Annotated in this window: 2 protein-coding genes; one reads left to right on the top strand and one right to left on the bottom strand. The window is 44.6% G+C overall.

The features are described from left to right. Nucleotides 1–2,030, bottom strand: a 2,030-nt coding sequence (locus tag PLA23_RS11900; RefSeq protein WP_324475316.1) for a PAS domain S-box protein, incomplete at its 3' end; no start/stop codon positions are given. 118 nt (nucleotides 2,031–2,148) lie between these two features. Here PLA23_RS11900 and PLA23_RS11895 point away from each other — a divergent pair. Beyond that, nucleotides 2,149–3,232 (top strand): PAS domain-containing protein (locus tag PLA23_RS11895; RefSeq protein ID WP_324475315.1); only part of this gene is annotated, 1,084 nt, incomplete at its 3' end.

Genomic DNA, 3,232 nt, shown 5'->3' with positions numbered 1-3,232 from the left:
GGATAATCCCGAACATATCCCTCTGAAAAAACTTTTTCATACCCTTCCCTGGCCTTTTTCGGATCTGAAAAGTATGAGCAGAAGTCTGTTCCGATTAGTTTCTCCCGTGAATACCCGGTTATTAACTCAGTTGCGTGATTGACATCCTGGATTGTTCCGTCAGGACCAATCGTGACGAGAGGATCAAGGTTTACCTCAATGAGATTTCTGCTATAAGTACTGGCATCTTCTAATTCCTGTCTGAACCGTATTATATCTGAAATATCACGTGCCACAGTGGAAAAGATCATCTCATCTCTTTTGCCCTTTTTATGGGCGATGATCACCTGTGATACCGGGATGATGGTTCCGTCGGTTGCAATCAGCCGGGTCAGACCCTGCCAGATACCCTCCCTCATGGCAATCCTCCTCCCTTCACGGATCTTTTCCCAATCATCAGCACTCATAAAACAGGCATTATTATACCTGGTAATGTCAGCAGAATCTGGAATTTTTAAAAGTCTTCTTCCTGCCTTGTTCATGTACAGCAGATCCCCATGTATATCTGAGATTCTAACGATATCGGGGGTATTTTCGATGATGGCACGAAGTCTTTTGTTATGTTCCTGAATAATTTTTGATTTGGTAATGTCCCGGCCGATTCCCCGGTATCCGGAGAACTGATTCTCCTCGTTGACCAGAGGGATTCCTGATAGTTCGATCCATACCTCTGATCCGTCTTTGTGGGTAATGGGTAGGGAGATCTGTTCAAAAGAGGAGGCGTGTGAATCTGAAAAATAGGCCTTTATGTTCTCCTGGCAATCAGGATTGGTCTTCTCCCAGATCTTTTTCCCGACGATCTCTTCGGTTGAGTACCCCAGGATTGCAGTAACTTTTGGATTAATATAAACGATGGTTCCGAAGAGGTCGGTTTCCCAGATGATGTCGGTAGTAATTTCGGTAAGGTTCCGGTATTTCTCCTCACTTCCCTTCAATGCCAGTTCCAGTTTTTTTCGCTGGTCAATCTCCTTTCTCAGCTGCGCCGTCATCTCCCGAAGTTCAGAGGTTTTCTCTTGGACATCCTGGTTAAACTCTTTTTGGAGCCGTAGATAGAAGTTCTCTCTCTCCCGTTCTTCGGTAATATCCCGCCCGTATCCATGAAGTTCGGTCAGGATACCCTGCTCTCTGACTGGATGAAATACCCATGTCTGCCAGCGTACGGAGCCATCATTCATAACGACCTGGATATCGGTAGAGGCCGGTTCGTTCAATGACTCATTCTGTATGACAATATTTAAGATCCGGGTAAAATCATCCTGGGTGGCAAGTGGGATGCCATTCGTGTGAAGAAGGTCAGATACCTTCACTTTACAGTACTTGGCATACGACTCGTTTACATAGAGGACTTCTCCTCCGGCACTGAGATGCAGAATGAAGTTCGGGGTTTCATGGGTCAGATATTGATACGTTTTGACATGATTCTTCTCTTTTTTTGATGAAGATTCCATGCCGGTCTGTTCAGCCAGGAGCAATGCAAGACCCTGAGTTCCATCATCAAAAATGCAGGGGACAATTGAGAGGTTGTATCCCCTTTTTCGCCATATAATCTCTTTATGGAGTGGTGGTGCTATTACTCCGGTCCGGTATTCCTGAATATACTGTTTCACGAGGGGGTCGGTGAATGCAGGATGAAATATTTCCGAAAATGGTTTGTGGAGCAGTTCATTCTTTTCCGAACCGGTCATCTCTTTGCAGGGGCCCAGAACTTCTTTTATATAAACCAGCTGATCCAGACCGATAATACATCCCTGGGTGACAAGTGGAAGGGCATGAAAAGGGATTCGTGTGGTTTTGCGATAGAGTTTTACCTTTCCATAGGATCGAAGTTCTACCCTGCCCTGCATGTGCATAATAGAGAGATATTTGGCAACAAGGTTCCGATTCAGGGTGAGGGCTGTTGATATCTCTCCGATACTAACCCCTTGCGGAAAATCTGATAAGAATTCCAGGATACGCGAACTGGTTGCAATGTCACCCTCCTGGTATACCATATGTTCTGATTTTTATTTAGATCTTATAATGGAATTGATATGCATGGCATCAACGCTATGCAGATCCGCCGATTTTTACATTATCATAGAGAAGATCTTGTATACTCGGTGATGTCGGATGGTAATTGATACCTCAGATCTCGGTTTCTGCCAGAATATTTTAAATGGGGTTGCTAAGCCTGTCATTCAAGTACGCACTGACCGGACAATTGAGATGATTAATGATGCAGCTCTTGATATCCTGAATATCTCCCGTGATCAGGCGGTAGGTCAGAAATGTGATTTATTATTCAGAACTGATGATTGCGAGGGCGGGGAGTGTGCGATACTTCGCGCAATGCGGGAAAAAAGAAAGATCGAAAGTGAAACGATTGCTCATATACGTGGGAATGATATCCCCATTCGTTATTATGCCTCTCCTTTATGTAATGAATCAGGGGAAGTCATCGGGGCAGTTGAATATTTTGAGGATATTTCTGATTTAAAGAAAAAAGAAGAAGATCTAAAACTCGTAAAGGAAAAGATGCAGGGTGTTCTCAATGGTGTCGCAACCCCGGTCATTGCCATTGACATAAATCAGAAAATTACTCATATTAACAAGGCGGGAGCAGATCTGTTTCAAAAACACCCTGAGGACCTTATTGGGTCATTTTGTCATACGTTATTTAATACCGATGTCTGTCAGGGTAAAAATTGTGCCACAATGCGGAGTATCCGTGAACAACGGATCATTACTGAAGAGACAGTTGCCCACATCGGGGAGAAGAATATTCCGATTCTCATTACAGCAACTCCAATAATCGATGATCAAGGTATATGCACGGGCGCTGTAGAATTTATTATTAATCTGACAGAACAAAAAGCAGCAATTCAAGACATTCTTACCTTAACACACGCCGCAGTCGAAGGTCGTCTTGAAACTCGTGCTGATGCAACAAAACACCAGGGTGATTTCCGGAAGATCGTTGAGGGTGTGAATGCTACCCTTGACGCGGTAATCGGCCCGCTGAATGTTGCTGCTGAGTATGTCGACCGTATCTCAAAAGGCGATATTCCCCCGAAGATCACCGACTCGTACAGTGGTGATTTCAACGAGATCAAGAATAACCTGAACCAGTGCATTGATGCCGTGAATCTCTTGATCGCTGATGCTGGCATGCTGACACAGGCAGCGGTTGAAGGAAGACTGGACACCCGTGCTG

The organism is Methanospirillum sp., assembly GCF_035406105.1.
Taxonomy (GTDB): Archaea; Halobacteriota; Methanomicrobia; order Methanomicrobiales; family Methanospirillaceae; genus Methanospirillum.
The sequence above is the reverse complement of the archived record's forward strand: the minus strand, read 5'-3'. Positions and strand labels throughout refer to the sequence as shown.